This is a genomic window from Empedobacter sp. R132-2 (assembly GCF_030324375.1).
GTDB classification, from domain to species: Bacteria; Bacteroidota; Bacteroidia; order Flavobacteriales; family Weeksellaceae; genus Empedobacter; species Empedobacter falsenii_B.
The window spans coordinates 264,704-286,932 of the sequence record NZ_JACAGG010000001.1; the positions used below are offsets into that span (position 1 = coordinate 264,704).

General features: G+C 31.3%; 21 protein-coding genes and 2 tRNA genes. 7 read left to right on the forward strand and 16 right to left on the reverse strand.

The window, feature by feature from the left end:
- Window positions 1–20: 20 nt before the first annotated feature.
- Window positions 21–1,592, forward strand: a complete 1,572-nt coding sequence (locus HXZ69_RS01330; RefSeq protein WP_219033731.1) for a DHA2 family efflux MFS transporter permease subunit — start codon at window positions 21–23, stop codon at window positions 1,590–1,592.
- Window positions 1,593–1,666: 74 nt separating this feature from the next.
- On the opposite strand, the gene HXZ69_RS01335 is transcribed toward HXZ69_RS01330, so the two are convergent.
- On the reverse strand, window positions 1,667–2,773 hold the full coding sequence (locus HXZ69_RS01335; RefSeq protein ID WP_180905119.1) for a TlpA disulfide reductase family protein: 1,107 nt from the start codon (window positions 2,771–2,773) through the stop codon (window positions 1,667–1,669).
- 149 nt (window positions 2,774–2,922) lie between these two features.
- Window positions 2,923–3,606 carry a DUF6261 family protein gene (locus HXZ69_RS01340; protein ID WP_286494767.1) on the reverse strand — a complete coding sequence of 228 codons (684 nt, stop codon included), beginning with the start codon at window positions 3,604–3,606 and terminating at the stop codon, window positions 2,923–2,925.
- A gap of 352 nt (window positions 3,607–3,958) precedes the next feature.
- Between HXZ69_RS01340 and HXZ69_RS01345 the strand changes: the two genes are divergently transcribed.
- Together HXZ69_RS01345 and HXZ69_RS01350 are read left to right on the forward strand one after the other, a co-directional pair.
- On the forward strand, window positions 3,959–4,438 hold the full coding sequence (locus tag HXZ69_RS01345) for a WapI family immunity protein (protein ID WP_286494768.1): 480 nt from the start codon (window positions 3,959–3,961) through the stop codon (window positions 4,436–4,438).
- Between the two features lie 29 nt (window positions 4,439–4,467).
- On the forward strand, window positions 4,468–4,878 hold the full coding sequence (locus tag HXZ69_RS01350; protein ID WP_286494769.1) for a hypothetical protein: 411 nt from the start codon (window positions 4,468–4,470) through the stop codon (window positions 4,876–4,878).
- A 49-nt stretch (window positions 4,879–4,927) separates the two neighbouring features.
- On the opposite strand, the gene HXZ69_RS01355 is transcribed toward HXZ69_RS01350, so the two are convergent.
- From HXZ69_RS01355 to HXZ69_RS01370, 4 genes are all read right to left on the reverse strand, one after another.
- Window positions 4,928–5,578: a phosphoribosylanthranilate isomerase gene (locus tag HXZ69_RS01355; protein ID WP_286494770.1), complete on the reverse strand. Its 651-nt coding sequence runs from the start codon at window positions 5,576–5,578 to the stop codon at window positions 4,928–4,930.
- Window positions 5,579–5,851: 273 nt separating this feature from the next.
- Window positions 5,852–6,943, reverse strand: a complete 1,092-nt coding sequence (gene prfA, locus HXZ69_RS01360) for a peptide chain release factor 1 (protein ID WP_038332970.1) — start codon at window positions 6,941–6,943, stop codon at window positions 5,852–5,854.
- Window positions 6,944–7,049: 106 nt separating this feature from the next.
- Complete coding sequence (locus HXZ69_RS01365) at window positions 7,050–9,236, reverse strand: glutamine synthetase III family protein (RefSeq protein ID WP_286494771.1); 2,187 nt, start codon at window positions 9,234–9,236, stop codon at window positions 7,050–7,052.
- A 262-nt stretch (window positions 9,237–9,498) separates the two neighbouring features.
- Window positions 9,499–9,912 (reverse strand): DUF4293 domain-containing protein, encoded by a 414-nt coding sequence (locus HXZ69_RS01370; protein ID WP_038332961.1) that lies wholly within the window; start codon window positions 9,910–9,912, stop codon window positions 9,499–9,501.
- Between the two features lie 175 nt (window positions 9,913–10,087).
- Here HXZ69_RS01370 and rho point away from each other — a divergent pair, with 175 nt between their 5' ends.
- The gene (gene rho, locus HXZ69_RS01375) at window positions 10,088–11,725 is read left to right on the forward strand and encodes a transcription termination factor Rho (RefSeq protein WP_115001683.1); all 1,638 of its coding nucleotides are present in this window, start codon (window positions 10,088–10,090) and stop codon (window positions 11,723–11,725) included.
- A 53-nt stretch (window positions 11,726–11,778) separates the two neighbouring features.
- Here the strand turns inward: rho and HXZ69_RS01380 are convergent, their stop codons facing one another.
- From HXZ69_RS01380 to HXZ69_RS01400, 5 genes are all read right to left on the reverse strand, one after another.
- A complete protein-coding gene (locus HXZ69_RS01380; RefSeq protein ID WP_286494772.1) occupies window positions 11,779–12,903 on the reverse strand; it encodes a hypothetical protein in 1,125 nt (374 codons plus the stop codon).
- A gap of 79 nt (window positions 12,904–12,982) precedes the next feature.
- Window positions 12,983–13,066: transfer RNA gene (locus HXZ69_RS01385), tRNA-Leu, on the reverse strand.
- 24 nt (window positions 13,067–13,090) lie between these two features.
- A tRNA-Gly gene (locus HXZ69_RS01390) sits at window positions 13,091–13,163 on the reverse strand.
- Window positions 13,164–13,332: 169 nt separating this feature from the next.
- The gene (locus HXZ69_RS01395) at window positions 13,333–13,812 is read right to left on the reverse strand and encodes a DNA-deoxyinosine glycosylase (RefSeq protein WP_286494773.1); all 480 of its coding nucleotides are present in this window, start codon (window positions 13,810–13,812) and stop codon (window positions 13,333–13,335) included.
- A 74-nt stretch (window positions 13,813–13,886) separates the two neighbouring features.
- Window positions 13,887–15,803, reverse strand: coding sequence for an ABC-F family ATP-binding cassette domain-containing protein (locus tag HXZ69_RS01400; protein WP_280049312.1), 1,917 nt, complete (start codon window positions 15,801–15,803; stop codon window positions 13,887–13,889).
- Between the two features lie 107 nt (window positions 15,804–15,910).
- Here HXZ69_RS01400 and HXZ69_RS01405 point away from each other — a divergent pair, with 107 nt between their 5' ends.
- Together HXZ69_RS01405 and HXZ69_RS01410 are read left to right on the forward strand one after the other, a co-directional pair.
- Window positions 15,911–16,231 carry a hypothetical protein gene (locus HXZ69_RS01405; RefSeq protein WP_115002126.1) on the forward strand — a complete coding sequence of 107 codons (321 nt, stop codon included), beginning with the start codon at window positions 15,911–15,913 and terminating at the stop codon, window positions 16,229–16,231.
- 18 nt (window positions 16,232–16,249) lie between these two features.
- Window positions 16,250–16,471, forward strand: coding sequence for a hypothetical protein (locus tag HXZ69_RS01410; RefSeq protein ID WP_115001689.1), 222 nt, complete (start codon window positions 16,250–16,252; stop codon window positions 16,469–16,471).
- A gap of 6 nt (window positions 16,472–16,477) precedes the next feature.
- On the opposite strand, the gene HXZ69_RS01415 is transcribed toward HXZ69_RS01410, so the two are convergent.
- A complete protein-coding gene (locus HXZ69_RS01415) occupies window positions 16,478–16,939 on the reverse strand; it encodes a hypothetical protein (protein WP_125349616.1) in 462 nt (153 codons plus the stop codon).
- Between the two features lie 11 nt (window positions 16,940–16,950).
- Window positions 16,951–18,009 (reverse strand): NAD(P)/FAD-dependent oxidoreductase, encoded by a 1,059-nt coding sequence (locus tag HXZ69_RS01420; RefSeq protein WP_286494774.1) that lies wholly within the window; start codon window positions 18,007–18,009, stop codon window positions 16,951–16,953.
- Window positions 18,010–18,082: 73 nt separating this feature from the next.
- On the opposite strand from HXZ69_RS01420, the gene HXZ69_RS01425 reads away from it, so the two are divergent.
- Window positions 18,083–19,135: an endonuclease/exonuclease/phosphatase family protein gene (locus HXZ69_RS01425; protein WP_286494775.1), complete on the forward strand. Its 1,053-nt coding sequence runs from the start codon at window positions 18,083–18,085 to the stop codon at window positions 19,133–19,135.
- Between the two features lie 93 nt (window positions 19,136–19,228).
- Here HXZ69_RS01425 and HXZ69_RS01430 read toward each other — a convergent pair whose 3' ends face one another.
- From HXZ69_RS01430 to porM, 3 genes are all read right to left on the reverse strand, one after another.
- Window positions 19,229–19,612 carry a hypothetical protein gene (locus tag HXZ69_RS01430; RefSeq protein WP_286494776.1) on the reverse strand — a complete coding sequence of 128 codons (384 nt, stop codon included), beginning with the start codon at window positions 19,610–19,612 and terminating at the stop codon, window positions 19,229–19,231.
- Window positions 19,613–19,688: 76 nt separating this feature from the next.
- The gene (porN, locus tag HXZ69_RS01435) at window positions 19,689–20,591 is read right to left on the reverse strand and encodes a type IX secretion system ring subunit PorN/GldN (protein ID WP_286494777.1); all 903 of its coding nucleotides are present in this window, start codon (window positions 20,589–20,591) and stop codon (window positions 19,689–19,691) included.
- Between the two features lie 23 nt (window positions 20,592–20,614).
- On the reverse strand, window positions 20,615–22,183 hold the full coding sequence (porM, locus tag HXZ69_RS01440; RefSeq protein ID WP_286494778.1) for a type IX secretion system motor protein PorM/GldM: 1,569 nt from the start codon (window positions 22,181–22,183) through the stop codon (window positions 20,615–20,617).
- Window positions 22,184–22,229: the final 46 nt, after the last annotated feature.

The following is a 22,229-nucleotide window of genomic DNA, read 5'->3' on the forward strand; positions in this document are numbered from 1 at the left end:
AACACCTATTCAGAAAAATTATGGAAGAAAATAATTTAGTTGAATATGGTGCAAGACGTGTAATCATCACCATTACCGCCATCATGTGTGCATTGTTAGAGATTGTTGACACAACAATTGTTAACGTTGCGATGAATGACATGAAAGGTAGTTTGGGTGTCTCTTTAACTGATATTGCGTGGGTGGTTACCGCTTACGCAATTGCCAATGTAATTGTAGTACCGATGACCAGCTGGTTGTCGCAACAATTTGGACGACGCAATTATTTTGCGGCTTCGATTATCATTTTTACAGTTGCCTCATTTCTTTGTGGAAATGCAACAACGTTGTGGGAAATTATCTTGTTCCGATTTATTCAAGGACTTGGTGGTGGAGCACTGTTGGTAACTTCGCAAACCATCATTACCGAAAGTTATCCACCCGAAAAGCGTGGTTTAGCGCAGGCAATTTATGGAATGGGAGTTATTGTTGGTCCTACGCTTGGTCCGCCTTTAGGAGGTTATATTATTGATAATTGGTCTTGGCCATATATATTTTACATCAATATTCCGATCGGGATTATTGCCGTATTGTTAACGATATCATTTGTTCGTAGCCCAAAATATGCAGAGAAATCAAAACTAAGCCAAGTCGATTTCTTGGGAATTATTTTGTTAGCCATTGCAGTTGGATCGTTACAATATGTATTAGAACACGGACAACAAGACGACTGGTTCTCAGATTCGACAATTGTAACCTTGAGTATCGCAAGTTTCTTCGGATTCATTTTATTTGTTTGGCGAGAATTAGTTTTCAAACATCCAATTGTAAATTTACGTGTACTGAAAGATAGCAACTTAGCAGTTGGTACTATTTTATCCTTCATCTTAGGATTTGGATTATATGGATCGACATTCATTATTCCAATTTATACACAATCAATCTTAGGATGGACTGCAACTGATGCAGGTTTATTATTAATTCCTTCGTCGTTGATGACTGCATTCATGATGCCAATCATCGCAACAATGTTACAAAAAGGTGTACCACCAAAATACATGGTTGCAGGAGGATTCTTTATCTTTTTCTGTTACAGTTTTTGGTCATACAAAATCTTAACACCAGACACAGGTTCCGAGCATTTCTTTTGGCCATTAATTGTTCGTGGAGTTGGATTGGGATTATTATTTGTACCTGTTACCACACTTTCACTTTCGAGCTTGAGAGGGCAACAAATTGGTGAAGGAGCTGCCTTTACAGGAATGATGCGTCAGTTAGGAGGATCTTTTGGTATCGCGATTATTACAACATTTATTTCTCGTTGGACAGTTGGACACCGAACAAATTTAGTTTCGCATCTTGATACATCCGATTTTGATGTACAAAAACATATTCAGAATTTACAAATGAGCTTCATTAGTAAAGGTTTTGCCCCAAATGAAGCATTAAATAAAGCCTATAACCTACTCGATTTACAAGTTACCAAACAAGCAACTGTGTTAACTTATATGGATGTTTTCTTGTATTTGGGTGTAGTTTTCCTAATCTGTATTCCATTTATTCTGTTCTTTATCAAAAAAGGAGCAGGTAAAGTAATCAGTGCAGGACATTAAAAAAGAATAATTATTTTAATTTTCAGTTTTTTATAAATGTAAAATCTATCTCAATTTATTGGGATGGATTTTTTTTATTTGATTGATTCTGTAATTTTCTTTTCATCTAATCCAAAATCTGCTAGAATAAGTTTTCCTTCTGGATTAAAAAGATAAAAAGTTGGTGTACCGATAATCTTGTATTTTGTATAAGTACCTCCTGTTCTACCTTCTTTATCCCAAAGCGAAATCCAATCTTCTGCATGTTTTAAAAGAAAGTTTTTATAACCAATTTCTTCTTTATCTACATAGAAACTTACAATTTCTAACTTATCAAGATTATTAGTCTTTATTTGATCTAAAACAGGAATAGATTCTAAAGAGAATCCACAATAAAAAGTTGTAAAATCTAATAACACATATTTTCCTTTGAAATAATCTGAAAAATTAACTTTTTTATTTGATTGATTATACGCCATAAAATCTATATAACTGTCGCCAATATTTAACTTTTCTGTATTAATATCTGTCATGATAGATTTGTAATAGGCTGATTTTTTATATTTAGATTCTAACTTATTCATCAAATCAATTAAAACTTCTTTTGACAATTCTGTCTTGTATGAATTAACTAATGAAAGTGTATAGTATGAATTTATATTATCTTGATAAAATTGAAGACTATTCTTTGCAAATTCATTATCTAATGCAGTTATTTTACCATAAGGTTCTACTTTACCCCAGTATGCTTTTTGTAAACTATCATTCCATTTATTTTGTTCACGAAGCGACATCATATCAGTTAAAAATTCTCGTCGTTTTATCGTATAATCTTTATCAAACTGAGCATATTTATACCTCATCTCGTCATACTCAGATCCAGAAGTTTTTACATCATAAGGAAAATCTTTTTTTGTGGCATTTAGTGTAATTTTTTCATTACCAATAAAAAGAAGTGCAGAATGATAATCTTTTCCATTTTTGACTGTAATATAAACCGAAGATGGAACCTCTTTTAATTTTCCTTCTAATTTATAACCCCCTTTAACTAATACGACACTATCAATAGGAGCATTATTAATACTTATTTTGACCAATGCATTTTCATCAAATCCATCAAGTTTTCCAGAAATAGTAAATTGTTTTTGAGCAAATAAGTTTGTAAAAACAAATAAGATAATTAGTGTTAATAGTTTAGTCATTATTATGTAGTTAATTATTTATAAATCTAATTAAATATTTCGAAAAATCATCTCAAAAAAACCTCCACCCAAGCAATTTGGGTGGAGGTTTTATTATTCAATAATTAACGTTTAGTATTTTTACAATTTCGGCTCGTTTGTTTACTTGTTCAACTTGCAGGCAACACACTATTTCTTGCTGCTTTCACAATCTCATTCAAATCGTGGTACAAATTAGACCAATCCGGTACATCTTTCATTGCTGTAATTAGATTGAGGTAAGATCGCAGTACTTGTTCCAATTCTTTTCGAGAAGATGACGCACTCGATATTTGACGAAGATCTGCATTAGCCTCTGCTTGTTGCGCAAATAATATCTCAAAATCGGTATGTTTTGTTTTCAAATCATCAAAAGCTGATACAAGCGATAAGTTAATAATACGCAATGTATTATCTGGCTTTTCTAATTCTTCGATAAGCTTCTTCAATTGAGCTGTTTCGGCAGAATAACTCAATCTGTCTAAATCCAGTCCAAACATTTGGAAAACTTTGTACAAAGCTTCCGCATCTTGATAGTTCGCGACAGAAGTCAATTTACGATAACCATTCAAGAAAGCCTTCATGTTACTAAATGCAACATCTCTCTCTTTATCCGCTGTCGCCACCTCTTTTCCTTTTCCGCTATAGGTCAACTTTGTGTATACCGTGTCGTAGTTTTGATAACTCGCAATAAGCGACAGCAACAAAGGGTGGTTCTCTACAATGGTGTAATTTCCGGCTTGAGAAGAGTTGATAGTTCGCTGCGCTAATGTCGCCAGATTTTTTGTCGATAATTTTTGTAAATTAATTTTCATAACAGGTTAATTAAGTGTTTATAATTCATTTATTTTTAATGTTTTATAAATATAGTCAATATATTATTAATCAATATAACCTTACAGATATTACAAACAAACTTGTTTTAGATGAATGTAATCTTACATTTATTACAAACAGACTTGTTTTAGATGAATGTAACCTTACATTTATTACAAACAGACTTGTTTTAGATGAATGTAACCTTACATTTATTATAAACAGACTTGTTTTAGATGAATGTAATCTTACGTTTATTACAAACAGACTTGTTTTAGACGAATGTAATTTTAGAAACAATTATATTTACAAGAAATTAGTTATATACAAGCTTTCCAAACATTACACTGAATGAACTCAACAGAAAATCTATTTTTTGAAATAAAAAGTCAAGGAAATTTTATAAGAATTTCGACAAAAAATCTAATAAACTATAACTCAGAAATTGATTATGATAATAATTGGATTAATTGTTATATTGAGGTTAAAGGAGGAGCATTTCAAGGTAAATATTCAGCTGAAATTCTAACAATAACTTTTGAAGATTTTAAACAAAAGCTCGCAATTTTATATAATAAATTAGATGGAAAAGTAATATTTTCTGATTTAGAAAAATATTGTAAAATTGATATTTCAGGAGATGGTTCTGGTAAATTAAGAGCAAGTATTGAGTGTAATGATAAATCGGGTATATATTCTGCGAATCTAACTTTTGATATTGATTTTGACCAAACTTTTCTTAAAGATATAATTAACCAACTCAATCAAATTACCAAAGCATTTCCAATAATTGGTGATTTTAATATATCTAATAAATACGATGTATTATAATAAAAAATAAGACTAAACAGTATTCTAATATGAAAATATTCAATTTTCTTTTCTTTATTTTAATTATTTTAACTTTAAACTCTTGCTTTTTAGCAATTACAGGAGCTCCACATTCTCACTCATATAAAGAAATTTCTGACAAAAATGATTTAAAATTAAATGTATTTTGTACGTACTTAATCAAACAGATTAAAATAGGAAATGTAAATCCAAATGATTCAATTTATATTCAATCATCGAGCTTAAAAAAATTAAATGAAAGAAAATTATTAAATCATAATGATTTATCCGATTCAATGAGATTTTACAATTTGAGAATTGGAGATATTAAATTCCATAGTAAAAAAAGAAAAGATACTATCAATATTATAAGAATAACTAGTAATGGAGATAAAACGGTTTACAAATTCCTTTTAGACTCAAGCGACAAAGAAAATTAGAAAAAAAATCCTTGTCAAGATTCAAAACTTTGACAAGGATTTTATTTTTCTAACCATTAACCGCTCTAAAAAAAGCGTCTAATTTCTTTTCGTCTAATTTTCCATCAGTTCTTACACCGCTACAAATATCTACGCCAAAAGGCTGAACAACATCAATCGCTTCACGAATATTATCAGGATGAAGACCGCCAGCCAAAAATAGAGGAATGTTAATTTCTTCTCTAATTTTTTTGCTAATCGCCCAATTGTGCGTGCGCCCTGTCCCTCCCAGTTCTTTTACTTGTAAGTTAGGATTTCCGCTATCCAACAAAATAGCGTCTACAAACTGAGATTTCTCTACCGCTTCCGTTACCGAATTTTCATCAATCACATGAATCACTTGTACCAACTTTACCCAAGGTAATTCGTTTCTCAAAATTTGATATTCTTCGTTTTTCAGCTCATCTACTAACTGAATTGTATTTGTATAAACTTTTTTATAATGGTGAATAATTGTTTCTGCTGTTGTTTCACTTGTTAATAAAAACGAAGCTAATGTTGGTGGAATAATTTTAGTAATATCTTTGATTAAATCATCACCAATTACTCCAGGTCCGCTTGGCATATTACCCACCAAACCCAATCCATTTGCTCCATATTTTATTGCTTGTTGTGCTTCTTCTTTGCTACTAATACAACAAATCTTAACTCTTGTTTTCATCATATTATTGATTTTACTTTTAAATATACCTATTATTCATTTTAATTAAAAATTCGTCAATTCGAGTGATTTTTAGAAACAGAGTGAATAAAAATTGTATCGAGAATAGAATTTTATCATTAAAAAACTATTCTCGATACAAAATTCTTACAGAATTCCACTCGAACAGACGTTTTTTTTTGATAAAATTATCAAAATGAACAACGAATTAAATATAAAAAAACACCTCAATTTCTTGAAGTGTTTTGTATGATCTAAGATTTAGAATTGATTTTAGAAATCTTCTTCCGAACCTTTTAATTTTTCTGCATTTTCTGCCATTTTCAATGCATCAATCATTTCTTGAATATCTCCATTCATAAAGTTATCCAAATTATAAATTGATTTGTTGATACGGTGATCTGTTACACGTCCTTGCGGATAGTTGTATGTACGAATTTTAGCAGAACGGTCACCAGTCGAAACTAATGATTTACGTTGAGCAGAACGTTCTGAATGTTTTTTCTCGAACTCGATTTCATACAATTTTGTACGTAATAATTGTAAGGCTTTTTCACGGTTCTTATGTTGAGAACGCGCTTCTTGACAAACAATTACAATTCCAGAAGGTTTGTGCGTTAATTGAACTTTCGTTTCAACTTTATTTACATTTTGTCCTCCCGCACCAGATGAACGAGCTGTTTGATACTCCAAATCTGCTGGATTAATCACTACATCAACCTCCTCTGCTTCTGGTAAAACCGCAACCGTAATCGCCGATGTATGCACACGTCCTTGCGATTCTGTTTCAGGAACACGTTGTACACGGTGAACACCTGATTCGTATTTCATCGTTCCATACACTGCATTTCCTTCTACTTGCATTACCAACTCTTTGTATCCTTTTCCAGATGCTTCAGAAGTATTTAATACTTCGTGTTTCCATCCTTTTTCTTTGAAATACATCGAATACATACGGTAAATATCTTCTACGAAAATCGCTGCCTCATCTCCTCCTGTACCAGAACGTAACTCGACAATGATGTTTTTCTCATCTTCTGGATCTTTTGGAATCAACATCATTTTGATTTCTTCCTCTAAAGGTGGAATCGCATTGATTGCTTCGTCTTTTTCTATTTTAGCTAACTCAACCATTTCAGCATCAGAACCATCTTGAATAATTTCGTCTGCTTCCTCAATTACATTGATTAAGTTTTCGTATTGTTTTTGCATTTCAACAAAGTCTTTCAAATCAGAATATTCTTTGTTTAATTTCGCATAACGAGCTTGATCTGTTACGATATCTGGTTGGATGATTAAATCTGCCACCTCATCGAAACGTTGTTTGATTGCTCTTAATTTATCTAATAGACCTAAATCTGCCATATACTTTTATTGGATTGCAAAGATACAATAACTCAAGGGATTCAGAAAATTTGAATAAAAAAAACCGATGATTTCTCATCGGTTTTGTGATTTATTGTTAAAAATATTATCTCGTAAATAATAATTCTCTGTATTTTGTTAAAACCCAGAATTCATTATCAACCATTAATTCTAACTTATCAGCGTGGTAACGAATTTCGTCATAATATGGTTTTACTTTGTCACAATAAGCATGTGCTCTTTCTTCTAAAGATTCAACCAGATTTGCTTCTTTACGTGCATCCATCATTAAGTGCAATTTTGCGTTTAATTCGTTTACATGCATCGAAATTTTCTTCAAAATAATTAATTGCTCGCCTGCATATTCTTCATAATCATCTCCAAAAATATCTTTGAATCCTTTAATGTTTTTGATCAATATGTTTTGATATTTGAAAGCTGTCGGAATAATATGATTTCTCACAATATCACCTAAAACACGACCTTCAATCTGAATTTTCTTGATGTAATCTTCTAATTCGATTTCGTAACGCGCTTCAACTTCTGTGTTGTTCATTACATTAAGTTCCGAGAATAAATCCAATGATTTTTGAGAAACTTTTGCTTTTAAAGCAGATGGAGTTGTCTTGTGATTTGACAATCCTCTACGAGCCGCTTCTTCTTCCCATTCTTTGCTGTATCCGTCCCCTTCGAATAATATATTCTTTGTTTCTTTGATATATTCACGTAATACATTGAAAATTGCTTCGTCTTTTTTCAAACCTGTTTCAATCAACGCATCAACTTCTTTTTTGAAATCGATCAATTGTTTTGCAACAATTGCATTCAACGTTGTCATTGCATTTGCACAGTTTGCAGTCGATCCAACAGCACGGAACTCGAATTTATTTCCTGTAAAAGCAAATGGAGAAGTTCTGTTTCTATCTGTATTGTCTAATAAAACATCTGGAATTTTTCCAACAACGTTTAATTTTAAATCAGTTTTTTCTTCAGGAGATAATTTCCCTGTCGAAACACCTTCTAATTCTTCCAATACTTTTGTCAATTGTTGACCAATAAAGATCGAAATAATTGCTGGTGGCGCTTCATTCGCTCCTAAACGGTGGTCATTAGAAGCAGAAGCGATAGAAGCACGTAACAATTCCTCATAAATTGAAACTGCTTTGATGGTATTAATAAAGAACGTTAAAAACTGTAAATTGCTGTTTGGTGTTTTTCCTGGCGCTAATAAATTAACTCCAGTATCTGTTGCTAACGACCAGTTATTGTGTTTTCCAGATCCGTTAACTCCTTTGAATGGTTTTTCGTGGAATAATACTTTAAAATGATGACGCTCACCAACTTTTTGCATCACATCCATTAACAATGAGTTGTGGTCAACTGCTAAATTCGTTTCCTCGAAAATTGGCGCTAACTCAAATTGATTAGGTGCTACTTCGTTGTGACGAGTTTTTACAGGAATTCCCAACAACATACATTCGTTTTCTAAATCGCGCATATAATTTAAAACACGCGTAGGAATCGAACCAAAATAATGATCTTCTAATTGTTGACCTTTTGCAGAAACATGTCCTAACAACGTTCTACCAGTTTGTAAAATATCTGGACGAGAAGCCGCTAAAGCATCATCAATTAAAAAATATTCTTGTTCCCAACCTAAAGTCGGAGTTACTTTCTTCACATTTTTATCGAAGAACTTCGCTACTTCTGTAGCTGCTTCATCAATTGATAAAAGCGCTCTTAACAAAGGTGTTTTATTATCTAGAGCTTCTCCTGTGTACGAAACAAATACTGTCGGAATGCATAAAGTTGTTCCAAAAATAAATGCTGGTGAGGTTGGATCCCAAGCTGTATATCCACGTGCTTCGAATGTATTACGAATTCCTCCATTTGGAAAAGAAGATGCATCTGGCTCTTGTTGAACTAATAATGATCCACTAAATTTTTCTACAGGATCTGCTCCATCAAATGAAGTTTCGAAAAAAGCATCATGTTTTTCTGCTGTTGTTCCTGTTAATGGCTGAAACCAGTGTGTATAATGTGTTACACCTTTGCTCATCGCCCATTCTTTCATTCCTAAAGCAACAAAATCTGCCATTTTACGGTCGATTTTAGTACCATAATCCATTGCAGAACGAACGGCTTTATAAGCTTCTGAAGTTAAATGTTGACGCATTGCTTTGTCATTGAAAACATTGCTTCCAAAAATTTCTGATTTTTTCCCTAATTCAGGAACAGCTACCGGTTTGCGATTGCTTGCGGCTTTTAGTGCTTCAAAACGAAATGATGTCATAAGAAAATTACTTTGTGTTGTTTTATGATGCAAAAATAAATAAAAATTAAACATAAAATAAAAACACCCCTATTTTTTTAGGGGTTAAATTATAATTTCATTACAAATAAATTCAATACCCCTTTATTTTAGTTTAGATTTTCAAAACATCAGTGTAAAATTAATTTTTATTTAACATTCGAATAAACTTATTTAAACGAAAAAAGCAGTTTCAATTGCTTGAAACTGCTTTTAGACACTCATAATATAAAAAGTTTTTGGTCTATCTGAAACGGTCTACTGATTTTACAAGATCATCATCCTTCTTAATCAAACGATTGGCAATTGACAGAAGCACAATCGAAGCTAAAGGAACTAATGCCCAAATACCTTTCTCAGAATTTCCTTCTCCAGGTAATGTTAATAGACAATATACAAAAGAACCAATTAATAAAACATTCAAAATAATGTTTAACCATCCTAAGCTAATCTGTAACTTACGTTTTTTGAAAAACATAATGGTTAAAAATGAAATTAAAGCTGATGAGAAAAAGGCTAACGAAAAAATGTAATCTCCTTTCTCCGGATTTTGTAACCAATTTAATGGAATATCAAACAGCTTATCAAAATTCATGGCGAATATACTCGAAATTATTCCACTTAAGAATAAATATATACTTTGCTTTCTTTGAATCATTTCTTAAATTTCGAATACAAATGTAAAAAAACTTTTTGAGTTTTTATAATTATTCGTACTATTGCATTAATAAATCTCAAATTTATACGCTTTATAACAATTCTATTGTTATGATTCCCAATTACTTTATTGAATAAAAAAAATATAAACACATTAATACCTTCATTATAGGATTATGTTTGATATCGAAGAATTAAAATCATTCAAATTACCAGATTTACAACAAGTTGCAGAGCAACTGAAAATCGATGGGTATAAGAAATTAAAAAAAGGCGAATTGTTAGACGCAGTTTTAGGTTTTATCAACAGCCAACCAAAGGTTGAAGAAAAAGCTGAAACAAAACCTGCTAAAAAAGATAAAGCTGAAAATCTACCTACAGAAGATAAGAAACCGAAACGCAAACGAGTTCAAAATTCGGAAGGAGAAGTTCAACAAAAAGAGGCTGTTGCAGAAGAAGTAAAAACTGAAAAAGTTGAAAATACTTCTACCGAAACAGAAAAAAAGGAAGAAAATAATCCTCGCGTTAATAAATTTCAGGAACGAGCGAACAAAAGCCAAGATCTGAAAAAGAATAATCAAAATAATCAGAAGAAAAATAATCAATCTGATAATCGTAATCAAAACGATCAATCTCAACAAAATAATCACCACAATAATCAAAATCAAAAAAATAAATATCGCGCTGCGAATTATGAATTTGACGGAATTATTGAAACTGAAGGTGTTTTAGAGATTTTACCAGATAATAATTATGGTTTTTTACGTTCTTCTGATTTTAATTATTTGTCTTCGCCTGATGATGTGTATGTTTCTCAATCTCAAATTAGATTATTTGGATTAAAAACGGGAGATACAATTACAGGAGAGGTTCGTCCTCCAAAAGAAGGTGAAAAATATTTTCCTTTAATCAAAATTAAAGAAATCAACGGTCGTACGCCAGATTATGTACGTGATCGTATCGCTTTTGAGCATTTAACTCCACTTTTCCCTAACGAGAAATTCAATTTAAGTAATTCTAAATCTTTATCAAATCGCGTAATTGACTTATTTACACCAATAGGTAAAGGTCAACGTGGGATGATTGTGGCGCCACCAAAAACGGGTAAAACAACGTTATTGAAAGATATTGCGAATGGAATTGCGCAAAATCATCCAGAAGTTTATTTGATTGTTTTATTAATCGATGAGCGTCCGGAAGAGGTAACAGATATGAAACGTTCGGTAAACGGAGAGGTTATTGCATCTACGTTTGATGAGGAAGCAAATCGCCATGTAAAAGTTGCAAATATCGTTTTAGAGAAGGCAAAACGTATGGTAGAATGTGGACACGATGTTGTGATTCTTTTAGATTCTATTACGCGTTTGGCTCGTGCTTACAATACAGTTTCGCCAGCTTCTGGTAAAGTGTTATCGGGTGGTGTTGATGCAAATGCATTACACAAACCAAAACGTTTCTTTGGAGCTGCTCGTAACATCGAAAATGGAGGTTCTTTAACAATTATTGCAACTGCATTGATTGATACAGGTTCTAAAATGGATGAAGTTATTTTCGAAGAATTTAAAGGAACAGGTAATATGGAGTTACAATTGGATCGTAAGATTTCGAACAAACGTATTTTCCCTGCAATTGACTTAGTAAGTTCTTCTACGCGTAAAGACGATTTGTTATTAGACGACAAAACACAACAATTAATGTGGGTTCTTCGCAACCATTTATCGGATATGAATCCTGTAGAAGCGATGGAATTCTTACACGACCGTATCAAACATACACGCTCTAACGAAGAGTTTTTAATCTCTATGAATAAGTAATTTATTACAACTTATAATTTTAAAAACCATCTAAAGTTATTTAGGTGGTTTTTTTATAAATCTATTTTTAATTTATAGTTCACATCTTTCATTCTATTACTTACTTTTCGTATCGTATTATTTTGATCAGTAATATTTAATTCGTTTATCAAAAAATTATTTAATTCTTCATCAGTTTTTATTGTTATTAATGCTTTTTTTAATAAATCAACTCCTCCTTTTTCTAAAATTAAATCTATTAAAATAGCTGAAATAATATATTCTGAAGATGTACGATTATTTATTTTAGGAAATTTACCCATGAATGAGAGATTATAGTTTGAATTATCAATAATAAATCTATCAAAATCTTTAAAAACTTCATCAAGACTTCTTCCAATATTAGCATTCTTAGATTTATGATAAATACTTAGACCTGTTAATAATAAATAATGAGCGTTTGGGAATTTTTTATTAATTAAATGTATAATTTCGTGTTGATAATTTTCACCTGCATAGAAAGTAGATAAAAGGATATTATTTTCTTTATCGAAATAACCACATTGATCCATTAATCCTGTAGTAGCAATATAATTAACACCTAAAGATTCTAATTGTTTATCACAATTTTCTGCGATATAATATTTGATTTTATTTTCATTTAAATCAAATATCTTATTTAGATTTTGAATGGTTTTATTCGCTTCTTTAGCGTTATTTTTATTGAATTTATAATTTATAGGATAATAATAGTCTATTAATCCTACATTTTTCTTTTTCCAATTTTTTGTTGAGTGAGTTAGAAAATTTTCAAAAATATATTTATCATCATTCTTTTTGATTATATAATTTACGATTGAAATTAGATTAACATTATTTTCATCTTGTATCCAATAAAACATTGATGACAATTCGAATTTATTATCGGGTAAAGACTTAATGTATAATAATTTATTATATGTATACATTTCAAAAAAATTAGGAGAAAATCCAGAAGCTGAAATAACAAGATCATTATCTTCTTTATCCCACATATTTTTATATAAAATATTATTCTCAGCTCTTAACGAGACGTATTCTTTCCAAAATTCATAAACAGGAGTAGTTTCTTTATCTAAAAAATCATAAGTATAATTTATGTTTGTAGTTTGTGATTTACATAAAGTAGTGAATAAAAATAGAATTTTAAAAAACTTCATTTTGGATTTTTATTCTAAAATAATCAATCTAAATTAAAAACAAAAAAAGCCCAAGAAAATAAATTCTTGAACTTTACTGTACCTCAGGCGGGACTTGAACCCGCACGTCCTAATGGACACAGGATTTTAAGTCCTGCGTGTCTACCAATTCCACCACCAAGGCATCCACTTCTAAGAAAGAAGTTAGAGCGGGAAACGGGACTCGAACCCGCAACATTCAGCTTGGAAGGCTGACGCTCTACCAATTGAGCTATTCCCGCGATTGTGAGTGCAAATATAGAACAGCTTTTTTAATTACAAAACTTTTAGGAAACATTTTTTTCATAATTATTTTATATTAAAAGCTAAGTTTCTCATCATAATATTTTTAAGTACTAAAATAATTTTACTTTTTTTTGATTAAATTATTTTGAACATTAAAAAATCATCTTAAATAATTGCATTTTTCCAGATTTTAAGCAATCGTTCGTAAGAAAATTGAGCATTAGCTGGACTTGTACTTGGCAAAGAAATATACTCTATGGATGTTTTTTCATCAAAATATTTCCAAAATAATTGTTCCGCTTTCTTTCCATTGAAAATTATTTTCTCGATTGTAGGATGTTCATTCAACAATTCATCAATCTGATTTGGCGAAACATTTTTCATATCTACATCCATACTTCCTTTACGTTCTGCAGAATGTACAACATCCCAAAGCGCTAACTTATTTTGTAAAATAAGTTGTTTTCTTATTTCATAATCTTTTGAAAATTCTGTCTCAAAAATCTCAAATATCATTTTCCAAAATCGATTACGTGGATGCCCATAATATTGATTAACTTCTAACGATAAATCACCAGGTAAAGAGCCAAGAATTAATGTTTTTGGTTGTTCTGATATAATTGCAGCAAAAGATTGTTTATGCATTTTGTCTTATTCTAAAAATATAATGTACAAAAAAAGTGCTACAATTTGTAGCACTTTTTATTCTATTTCTTTCGTTAGATAATTTGTTCAGAAACTTCCTCCCACTCTAACATTTTTTTATCTAAATCATTTTTCAGATTCGAGTATTTGTCCAATTCTTGTTGCGTTTGCGAACCTGCATGCAATTTATTTTCTAAATCTGCAATCTTCGTTTCTAAATCAGAAATCTCTGTTTCGATTCTTGATAATCTATTTTTAAGACGTTTTTGCTCTTTTTCTTCCTCAAAAGATAAAACTCTTTTCGCTTGTTCTATTTTAACTTCAATCGACTTCTCTTCTTTTGGTGCAGCCAAACTATTTCCTTTCTCCACTTCACGGAAACTTCCCGCTTTTATTTGCGCCAAATAATCATCAATTCCAGAAAGATATTCTTTCACTTGACCATTACGGAAATCGAACACTTTATCTACTAAACCTTCTAAAAATTCACGGTCGTGAGATACTAAAATCAAAGTTCCAGAATACTTTTGTAAAGCTTTTTTCAATAATTCTTTTGATACAATATCCAAGTGATTGGTCGGCTCATCCATGATTAATACGTTGAATGGACGCAACAACAATTTACACAACGCCAAACGATTTCGCTCACCTCCCGAAAGAACCGAAACTTTTTTCTCTACCGCATCGCCACCAAACATAAATGCTCCTAAATAATCTCGAACATGTTTACGTGTTTCTTCTGTTGCAGAATTTTCCGCTTCTTCTAAAACTGTTAATTTATCATTCAAAACATGTGCTTGATTTTGGGCAAAATATCCGATTTCTACATTATGTCCATGCTTTATTTTACCTGAATGCTCTTGTTCATTGATAATCGCACGCGATAAAGTCGTTTTTCCTTGACCATTTTGACCAACAAAGGCTACTTTTTCTCCTCGATTAACATAAAAAGAAACATGATCAAAAACTTGATGATCACCAAAAGCAACTCCAACATCATCTAACTCGAAAATTATTTTACCTGGCTGAACAGCGTCCACAAAACGGATATTCATCTTCGTTACATCATCATTTTCAATTTCGATGCGTTCTATTTTATCTAATTTTTTGATTAATGATTGCGCCATCGAAGCTTTATTAGCTTTTGCACGGAATTTAGAAATCAAATCTTCAGTGTGCTTAATCATTTGCTCTTGATTTTTCTGCGCTTGCTCTAATTTCTCGCGACGATCTTCACGCAATTCTAAATAACGCGTATAATTCGCTTTAAAATCAGAAATGTGGCGATTTGCAATTTCGATTGTACGATTAGTTACGTTATCCAAAAATTGACGGTCGTGCGAAACCAACACAACAGCTCCAGGATAATCTTTCAAGAAATCTTCTAACCAAACAATCGAATCGATATCCAAATGGTTGGTAGGCTCATCTAAAAGCATTACATCATGTTTTTGCAACAATAGTTTTGCCAATTCAATTCGCATTCTCCAACCTCCAGAAAATTCTTCTGTTGGGCGATGAAAATCTGAATTTTTGAATCCTAAACCAATTAAAATTTGTTCGATTTCAGCATCTTTTGTGTAACCACCTAAAAGTCCGAAACGTTCTGTTAAATGAGAAATATCTTCAATTAATTTTCCATATTCGTCCGATTCGTAATCTGTTCTTTCAGCTAATTCTTTGTTTACAAAATCAATACGTTCTTGAATTTCAACCAATTGCTCAAAAGCAGAATCCGCTTCTTGCCAAACCGTTCTTCCTTGTACAAAATCAATATCTTGCGATAAATATCCGATTGTAACGTCGCCTTCGTAAACAACTTCACCTTCTGAAGATTGCTGACTTTTGGCTAAAATTTTAAGCAAAGTAGATTTTCCTGCTCCATTTTTCCCTACCAAACCAACACGGTTTCCTTTGTTGATGCGGAACGAAACGTTTTCGAATAAATATCTACCCGCAAAATAAACTCCTAAATTTTGTACTAATAACATTTTGCAAAAATACAATGTTTTTTGTTAGATGAAAACTTATCTCAAAACTATAAGTAGTATATTGTGAAAGTGTTTTAAAAATAACAATCACCTTTCAATTAATGATTATGAGTAAAATTATTATTGTTCCTATTAATAAAGAAGCTGAATTAAAATTAGATTATGATACAGCTTCTCCAAACGAATTAATCGAAATTAGGTTAAATGAATCAGAATTTAATATTTTATGGAAGAAAGGTGTTTTTGATTTAATTAATCAAACTTGTAATTCAATAATTGACGATTATGAAGACGAAAAAATTAATAATTTAGTTTTAATTGAAAACACTTATAATCAATTGAAGAAAACATATCCTGAATGTGAAAATATTATTAATATATTTCATAAAGCATTAGAACTTAAAACAAGTATTCATTTCTATTTTTAACAATATTTAAAATCACTTATGAAGATAATATTTGATGGCTGGAATGAAGGATTTCAAAAAGTCACTTTAACACATCTACAAATTGACTTACTAAAAATATCATTAAAAGTTGCTAAAAGTAATGTTGACAAATTATTAGATGGACATTCAATAACAATTGATGTTAACGATGAACAATTAGCTTTAACTTTTATAAAAGAAGCTAAAAATATTAATGCTAATTGTAGAATTTTGCATTGATTTTTTTTAAGGTTTTAAACGATAACTCAAAAAATACAATACAAAACTGATTAAAATCGAAAAAGTTGCTGGCACAAAATAAGCCAATGCGAGATTTTTGGTTGCAATAAAATTAATTGGAAGATTGATTAATCTGAATTGAAAAACTAAAAAACACAACACTACTATAATTACAGACATTTTCCAATCGTAATTGCGTTTATGGTTGATAACTGAACATAAAATATATGCCAAAACAATACCTACAAAACTCAAAATTGTTTTCATTGTAGCTAAATGTTTCAGTTTTTCGCTGATTCCGAATTCGTCACTTTTTCTAACCAAAAAGGCAAAATTATCTTTTCCCATTGAATGAATTAATTCAATCAAATCTAATTCAACCAAAACGTAAAATTGTTGAATTCCTAAAAATAACAAAACGCTTGCTACAAGTTGAATTGCAAATATTTTTATGTCAAAATTTTTCATTCAAAATAGGTTTAAAATCGATCATAGAAACGTGCAATATTCGCTTCTTTATCAATAGGTTGATTATTTTCTAAAAAATCGTACAAATCATCCACCATCACAGGGGCCAACATTGTTCCGCGCGTTCCCATTCCATTCAAACAAATCAATTGTTGATGCGTAGGATGCACTCCAATAATCGGACGACGATCGACAACCGTTGGACGAATTGACGCATGTTGTTCCACAACTTCAAAATCATCTTTAAAAAAATTCTGAACACCTTCAACCAAATATTGTTTTGCATCCTCAGTATTTTTATAATTCACATAATCGCGATCGTAAGTTGCGCCTACAAAATATTGATTATTTTCTAAAGGCATCAAAAATTCTTTTCCTTTCACAACTGCTTCAGGTAAATTAGCTTCTGTTTTAATTCTCAACACTTCACCTTTTACACCAATTATAGGTAAATTTTTGAAATAAGGATTGTTCAAAATATTATAACCTTCGGCAAAAATTATTTTAGTTGCTTCGATTTTTTTATAGCTCGTTTGATTATCCTCTAATTTTAATTCATTAAAATCAAAAGTTTCATCTAAAAAAGCATCATTTTCGACTAAATAATCTTTAAAATCAGCTAGAAGATTTGTCAAATCAACACGACCTGTGTGCAAAACTTCACCAGAACCAATCGGAGAATTGATTGAGGAAAAATCATTCAGTTGTTCTGTATCTGTTGCTAAATAATCAATCAAATCTGGATGAGTTGTCGCTTTTTTCAACCACGTTTTTTTCTCTTGTTCGTCATTAAAAATTCTATAAACTGGAAAATTGTAGATATATTTTTTGTTTAACAATTGTTCAAAATAACCAAAAACCTCTCGTAATCTTTCGATTTGTTTTGTTGCATTCCAAACAATTGAAAATCGTTTTAGCACTACAGAATTAAAAATCCCAGCTGCAATCGCCGATGCTTTATGAAAATGATTATCAATTATCACAAAAGATTTTTTTTCTTTCAACAATTTCATCGCCATACAACTCCCTGCAACACCTTGACCAACGATGATATATTCTACTTTTTTCAATTTCTAAAATTTGATTACAAAGGTAAATAATGTTTCGGTTTTACTTATCTTTATTCTTAAAATCAACCATTTTATGCAAATATTCTATACCATAATTTCTTGCCTCATTATCCTTTCAGTCATTATTCCTTTCATCAAACATACACATTGGACGGTTAGAGTTTTTGATTATCCACGATTTCAGAAATTTGTTTTGGTAATTGCTACTTGTATTTTATTCATTGTTGTGCCTAAAACTTCAATTACAATAAGTTTATTTATTTGTTTAATTTTTACTGCGATTTATTTGCTTTGGGTCATTATTCCTTATTCTCCATTTGGTAAAAAAATGATTGAACAAGTATCCTTAAAACCAAATGAAAAACCGCTTGATTTACTTGTTTATAATGTTTTGCAAGACAATACGAAATATCAAAATTTGGTTGAATTAATTAAGAAAAGAAATCCTGATATCGTTTTTTTATTAGAAACGAACAACGAATGGATGGAACAAATAAAAGAAGCTACAAACGATTTTGAGTACAAAATAGAAGTTCCGTTAGAAAATACTTATGGATTATTGTTTTACTCTAAATTACCTATAAAATACCAAAAAATTAATTATTTAATCAGCACAGAAATCCCTTCAATTATTGCTGATATCGAATATAATAATCAAATTGTGCGTTTGTATGGTTTACATCCAACTCCGCCAGTTCCGCAAGAAAATGAAGAAAGTGCTGAACGCGATGCTGAGATTTTGATTATAGGAAAACAAGCGAAAGAATATAGAAAAGCGTGCATTGTTTTTGGAGATTTGAATGATGTTGCGTGGAGCAGAACAACACGTTTATTTTTGAAAACTTCGCAACTTTTAGATCCTCGTCGTGGTCGTGGAATGTTCAATACTTTTCATGCGCATCATTGGTTCTTACGTTGGCCTTTGGATCATTATTTTTTGAGTTCTCAATTTCGATTAATTGATATGATACGAGAACCAAATATTGGCTCAGATCATTTTCCTATCAGTATTCAAGTTGTTTTACGTAGTGATGATGATTCGGGAGAAATGAAATTGGACCATGAAGAAAAGGCAGAAGTTGAAGAAAAAATAGAGGAAGGAATTGAAAAAGGAGATGCGAATTAGATTTTAGATTTTAGATTTTAGATTTTAGATTTTAGAAAGTTAAATTCTTATAAATACATAAACAATAAAATCCAGTCGATGACTGGATTTTTTCTATTTTAATTCTATCATAACCATTCCAAATAATTCGCCTCTTCTTCCGTAAAGAGCTTCGATTGTTTTATCTTTTTTATACTCAAAAGATTTTAATTGACCTACAGAAATATCATTCAAATCTTTCAATTTCATCGATTCAAATTTACCTGAGTTTCTTTTTACTTGTACACTAAGCTCATCAGTGTTTATCAATAGTTTCTCTCCTTCAAAAGTATTTAATGAATTAATGTAAATACTCTCTACAAACTCTTTTAAAGTTTTTCTATCTGAGCTTTTGTCTAATTTTGTTGTTGTTTTTTTAATAGAGTTCGTTAAAACTTCTTGTTGTCCAAAACTATTAATTGATATTATTAGTAATGATAATAATAAAATATTTTTCATGGCTTTTATTTAATTTGAACTAAAGTTATAACAAAAAATCTAGTCAAATGACTGGATTTTTTGTTTTGTATTCTGATTAGTAATTCCACATATCAGCTTCTGACTGAATGATAGAATTTCTAATTTTGTGATGTTCTTCTAATTGACCTTTCGCATCATTTGGAATGTAATCATCAATCATTTTCGTTCCATACATTGTTTGAGCTTTGTAAATAATAGAACTAAATCTACGTGCATTTAACATCTCATCATATGTAATTGCCGAATTTGAATTACTTGGATTGAATACCGTTGCATTCACCAAAACATTACGAGCATCTGGATACCAAATCCAGAATAAATCTACGAAAGCTCCGTCAGCAAACTCAGTTCCTAACGATTGCGCATCAGGTCCCATAATTGCTAAACCTAACAAACGATATTTTAATTCTCCTAAACGACGGTCGATGTACCATAGACCTTTCGTTTTTACCATTTTGATATCGTCAGATTTAATTTTATAATTAAAAATAGCAGCTTCGTCAGGAGTTTCTCCAGCAGCTTTCATATCGTAGTAATACTGTTGTGTATCTTTCTTCTCATTACGAGCCATAATTTGCTCATAACTCATTTTAGTTTGAAAGTACTCATCGTCGTAAACTTCTCTAATCTTTTTGCTACGAACTCCGTCAACCAATACATCATATAATGATTTTGAATTTTGCACTAACTCATCACCAGATCTATAATAAGGTTGATTTAGACGCTCATTCAAATCAATTACTTCCCATACAACTTTCGACCATAAAACATCTTTATCTTCGATAAAGCCATATTTCAAAGGATCTTGAGCCGTACTTACTGTATCTCCAGCTTCATCAACTCTTGTTTTATTTTCGCGGTCTTTTCTTAACTGTTCTGGCGAAACAGCGTTAAGAACATTTTGCGCCATTGTAAGAGTTGAGAAAAAACTCATTAAACCAAACAAAAGATACTTCATATTTTAAATTTTTACTTTTTAAATTATTGTACTTGAATTGCGATAGATGATGCTTCTCCAGTTGCTCCTGAATTTGTACGATATTTAATATCGAAAACACCAATTACATCACCTTTTTTCGCTTTAGAAATTGCTCCAGCTGCTCCTGACATTTTATTTCCAGAAACACGTACTGTTGCTTGACCTGGTACTCTTACATTGAAAGATGTTACTTCACCCGAAATTGGGAATAAGAAATCTGGCCAATCTACACGAATTGTTTGTGCTGCGATTCCATTATCTGGAATAGCTGGACTTGTATTTCCTAAAATAACACCACGTGCCGGTGGAACTGGTTTGATACGGAATGTTTCGCGAACCGATAATGTTTTACCAGAACTTGCTCTTGCAGATGCCGTAAACACCACTTCGTTTCCTCCTCCAGGCGTATAATTCCATTTGTTAGCTCCCGCTCCAGAAGGACTTCCAGAAGAAGCACTTAAACTAACAGGTCCGTTTGCACCGTTAATTGTTGCTGAAATTGGATTAGATACTCCACGATAAACTACACGTAAATTATCTGCAACAATAGACCCTCCTGTTGGGTCTTTTTGAATAACCTCTTTAAATTTAACATCTGATGTTTGGGCTACAACTTGATAAGTTGAAGGTGCTATGGCTACCGTTTTCGTTTTTCCATTCGATACGTATGTAATGTTACCTGTTAATTGATGCATACCAACTGCAGATGTATTCAACTTAATAGATGCTTTACCATCAACAACAGTAGCAGAACCAACACTTGTAGAAACAGAACCTTTGATTGAATTATCGTAAGCTCCTAAAACTACATTAAGAACAGCTTCATCTCCGACTTTCACAACACCTGGCGATAAGAATAAACCTTGGAATGCATCCAACTCAATTTTTTCTTCTAATTTACCAGATAATAATGCTCTTACTAAGTTACCTTCTTCTGTACGTGCATCCATTTGCATTTTAGATAAATTCGTTAATGACGCAACCATTGGTTGGTCATAGAATTTCTCTTGCATCCAGCTTTGATTTTTCGTTTTTGGAGTTGTTCCAAAAAATTCATTGATACGCGCTTCAGCATTTTTAGCATCTGGACTTTGTTTAGCAAAAGTCATTAAGAAATTTCTGAACCCATCAATTTTATTTGTAAACTCTTGTGCTTTCTCATTTCCTTTGTCTCCTCCTTTTCCTTTAAAGAATAAAGAAACTACAGGCTCTGTATTAGACAATGCATTGTAATCTGTATCTTCTGATCCTGAAACAAAATCAGCACCAGCTAATTCTTTTTTCAATCCATCGATATAAGCAACAAAATCATTTGTTTGCTTTTTAACTTCTGCAGCCTCAGCTTGAGTTTTTGCATAAGTTGGATCATCCTTCGCTTTTAGATCAATTTGACCATAGAAGGTATCGTTATTTGTTTTCGTTAAAGTCGTTGTTGACTCTAAAGAAGTATTTATCGTTTCGAAAGATCTCAACACCTCACGATCCACGTTCAAAGCCATCATTGCAATGAACACGAGATACATCAGGTTAATCATCTTCTGACGTCCGGTTAGTCTACCACCTCCTGCCATAATAATTTATAGAATTAATGAATAATTAGTTTAATTTATCGGAGCA

Excerpts from the sequence above, each read along its gene's own strand:
- HXZ69_RS01350 (WP_286494769.1), top strand. The coding sequence starts at position 4,468 with ATGAAAATATTCAATTTTCTTTTCTTTATTTTAATTATTTTAACTTTA.
- HXZ69_RS01425 (WP_286494775.1), top strand. The coding sequence starts at position 18,083 with ATGCAAATATTCTATACCATAATTTCTTGCCTCATTATCCTTTCAGTC.
- HXZ69_RS01380 (WP_286494772.1), bottom strand. The coding sequence starts at position 12,903 with ATGAAGTTTTTTAAAATTCTATTTTTATTCACTACTTTATGTAAATCA.
- HXZ69_RS01340 (WP_286494767.1), bottom strand. The coding sequence starts at position 3,606 with ATGAAAATTAATTTACAAAAATTATCGACAAAAAATCTGGCGACATTA.
- HXZ69_RS01370 (WP_038332961.1), bottom strand. The coding sequence starts at position 9,912 with ATGATTCAAAGAAAGCAAAGTATATATTTATTCTTAAGTGGAATAATT.
- rho (WP_115001683.1), top strand. The coding sequence starts at position 10,088 with ATGTTTGATATCGAAGAATTAAAATCATTCAAATTACCAGATTTACAA.
- HXZ69_RS01415 (WP_125349616.1), bottom strand. The coding sequence starts at position 16,939 with ATGAAAAATTTTGACATAAAAATATTTGCAATTCAACTTGTAGCAAGC.
- HXZ69_RS01345 (WP_286494768.1), top strand. The coding sequence starts at position 3,959 with ATGAACTCAACAGAAAATCTATTTTTTGAAATAAAAAGTCAAGGAAAT.
- HXZ69_RS01430 (WP_286494776.1), bottom strand. The coding sequence starts at position 19,612 with ATGAAAAATATTTTATTATTATCATTACTAATAATATCAATTAATAGT.
- HXZ69_RS01410 (WP_115001689.1), top strand. The coding sequence starts at position 16,250 with ATGAAGATAATATTTGATGGCTGGAATGAAGGATTTCAAAAAGTCACT.
- HXZ69_RS01330 (WP_219033731.1), top strand. The coding sequence starts at position 21 with ATGGAAGAAAATAATTTAGTTGAATATGGTGCAAGACGTGTAATCATC.
- HXZ69_RS01335 (WP_180905119.1), bottom strand. The coding sequence starts at position 2,773 with ATGACTAAACTATTAACACTAATTATCTTATTTGTTTTTACAAACTTA.
- HXZ69_RS01400 (WP_280049312.1), bottom strand. The coding sequence starts at position 15,803 with ATGTTATTAGTACAAAATTTAGGAGTTTATTTTGCGGGTAGATATTTA.
- HXZ69_RS01355 (WP_286494770.1), bottom strand. The coding sequence starts at position 5,578 with ATGAAAACAAGAGTTAAGATTTGTTGTATTAGTAGCAAAGAAGAAGCA.
- porM (WP_286494778.1), bottom strand. The coding sequence starts at position 22,183 with ATGGCAGGAGGTGGTAGACTAACCGGACGTCAGAAGATGATTAACCTG.
- HXZ69_RS01405 (WP_115002126.1), top strand. The coding sequence starts at position 15,911 with ATGAGTAAAATTATTATTGTTCCTATTAATAAAGAAGCTGAATTAAAA.
- HXZ69_RS01395 (WP_286494773.1), bottom strand. The coding sequence starts at position 13,812 with ATGCATAAACAATCTTTTGCTGCAATTATATCAGAACAACCAAAAACA.
- prfA (WP_038332970.1), bottom strand. The coding sequence starts at position 6,943 with ATGGCAGATTTAGGTCTATTAGATAAATTAAGAGCAATCAAACAACGT.
- porN (WP_286494777.1), bottom strand. The coding sequence starts at position 20,591 with ATGAAGTATCTTTTGTTTGGTTTAATGAGTTTTTTCTCAACTCTTACA.
- HXZ69_RS01365 (WP_286494771.1), bottom strand. The coding sequence starts at position 9,236 with ATGACATCATTTCGTTTTGAAGCACTAAAAGCCGCAAGCAATCGCAAA.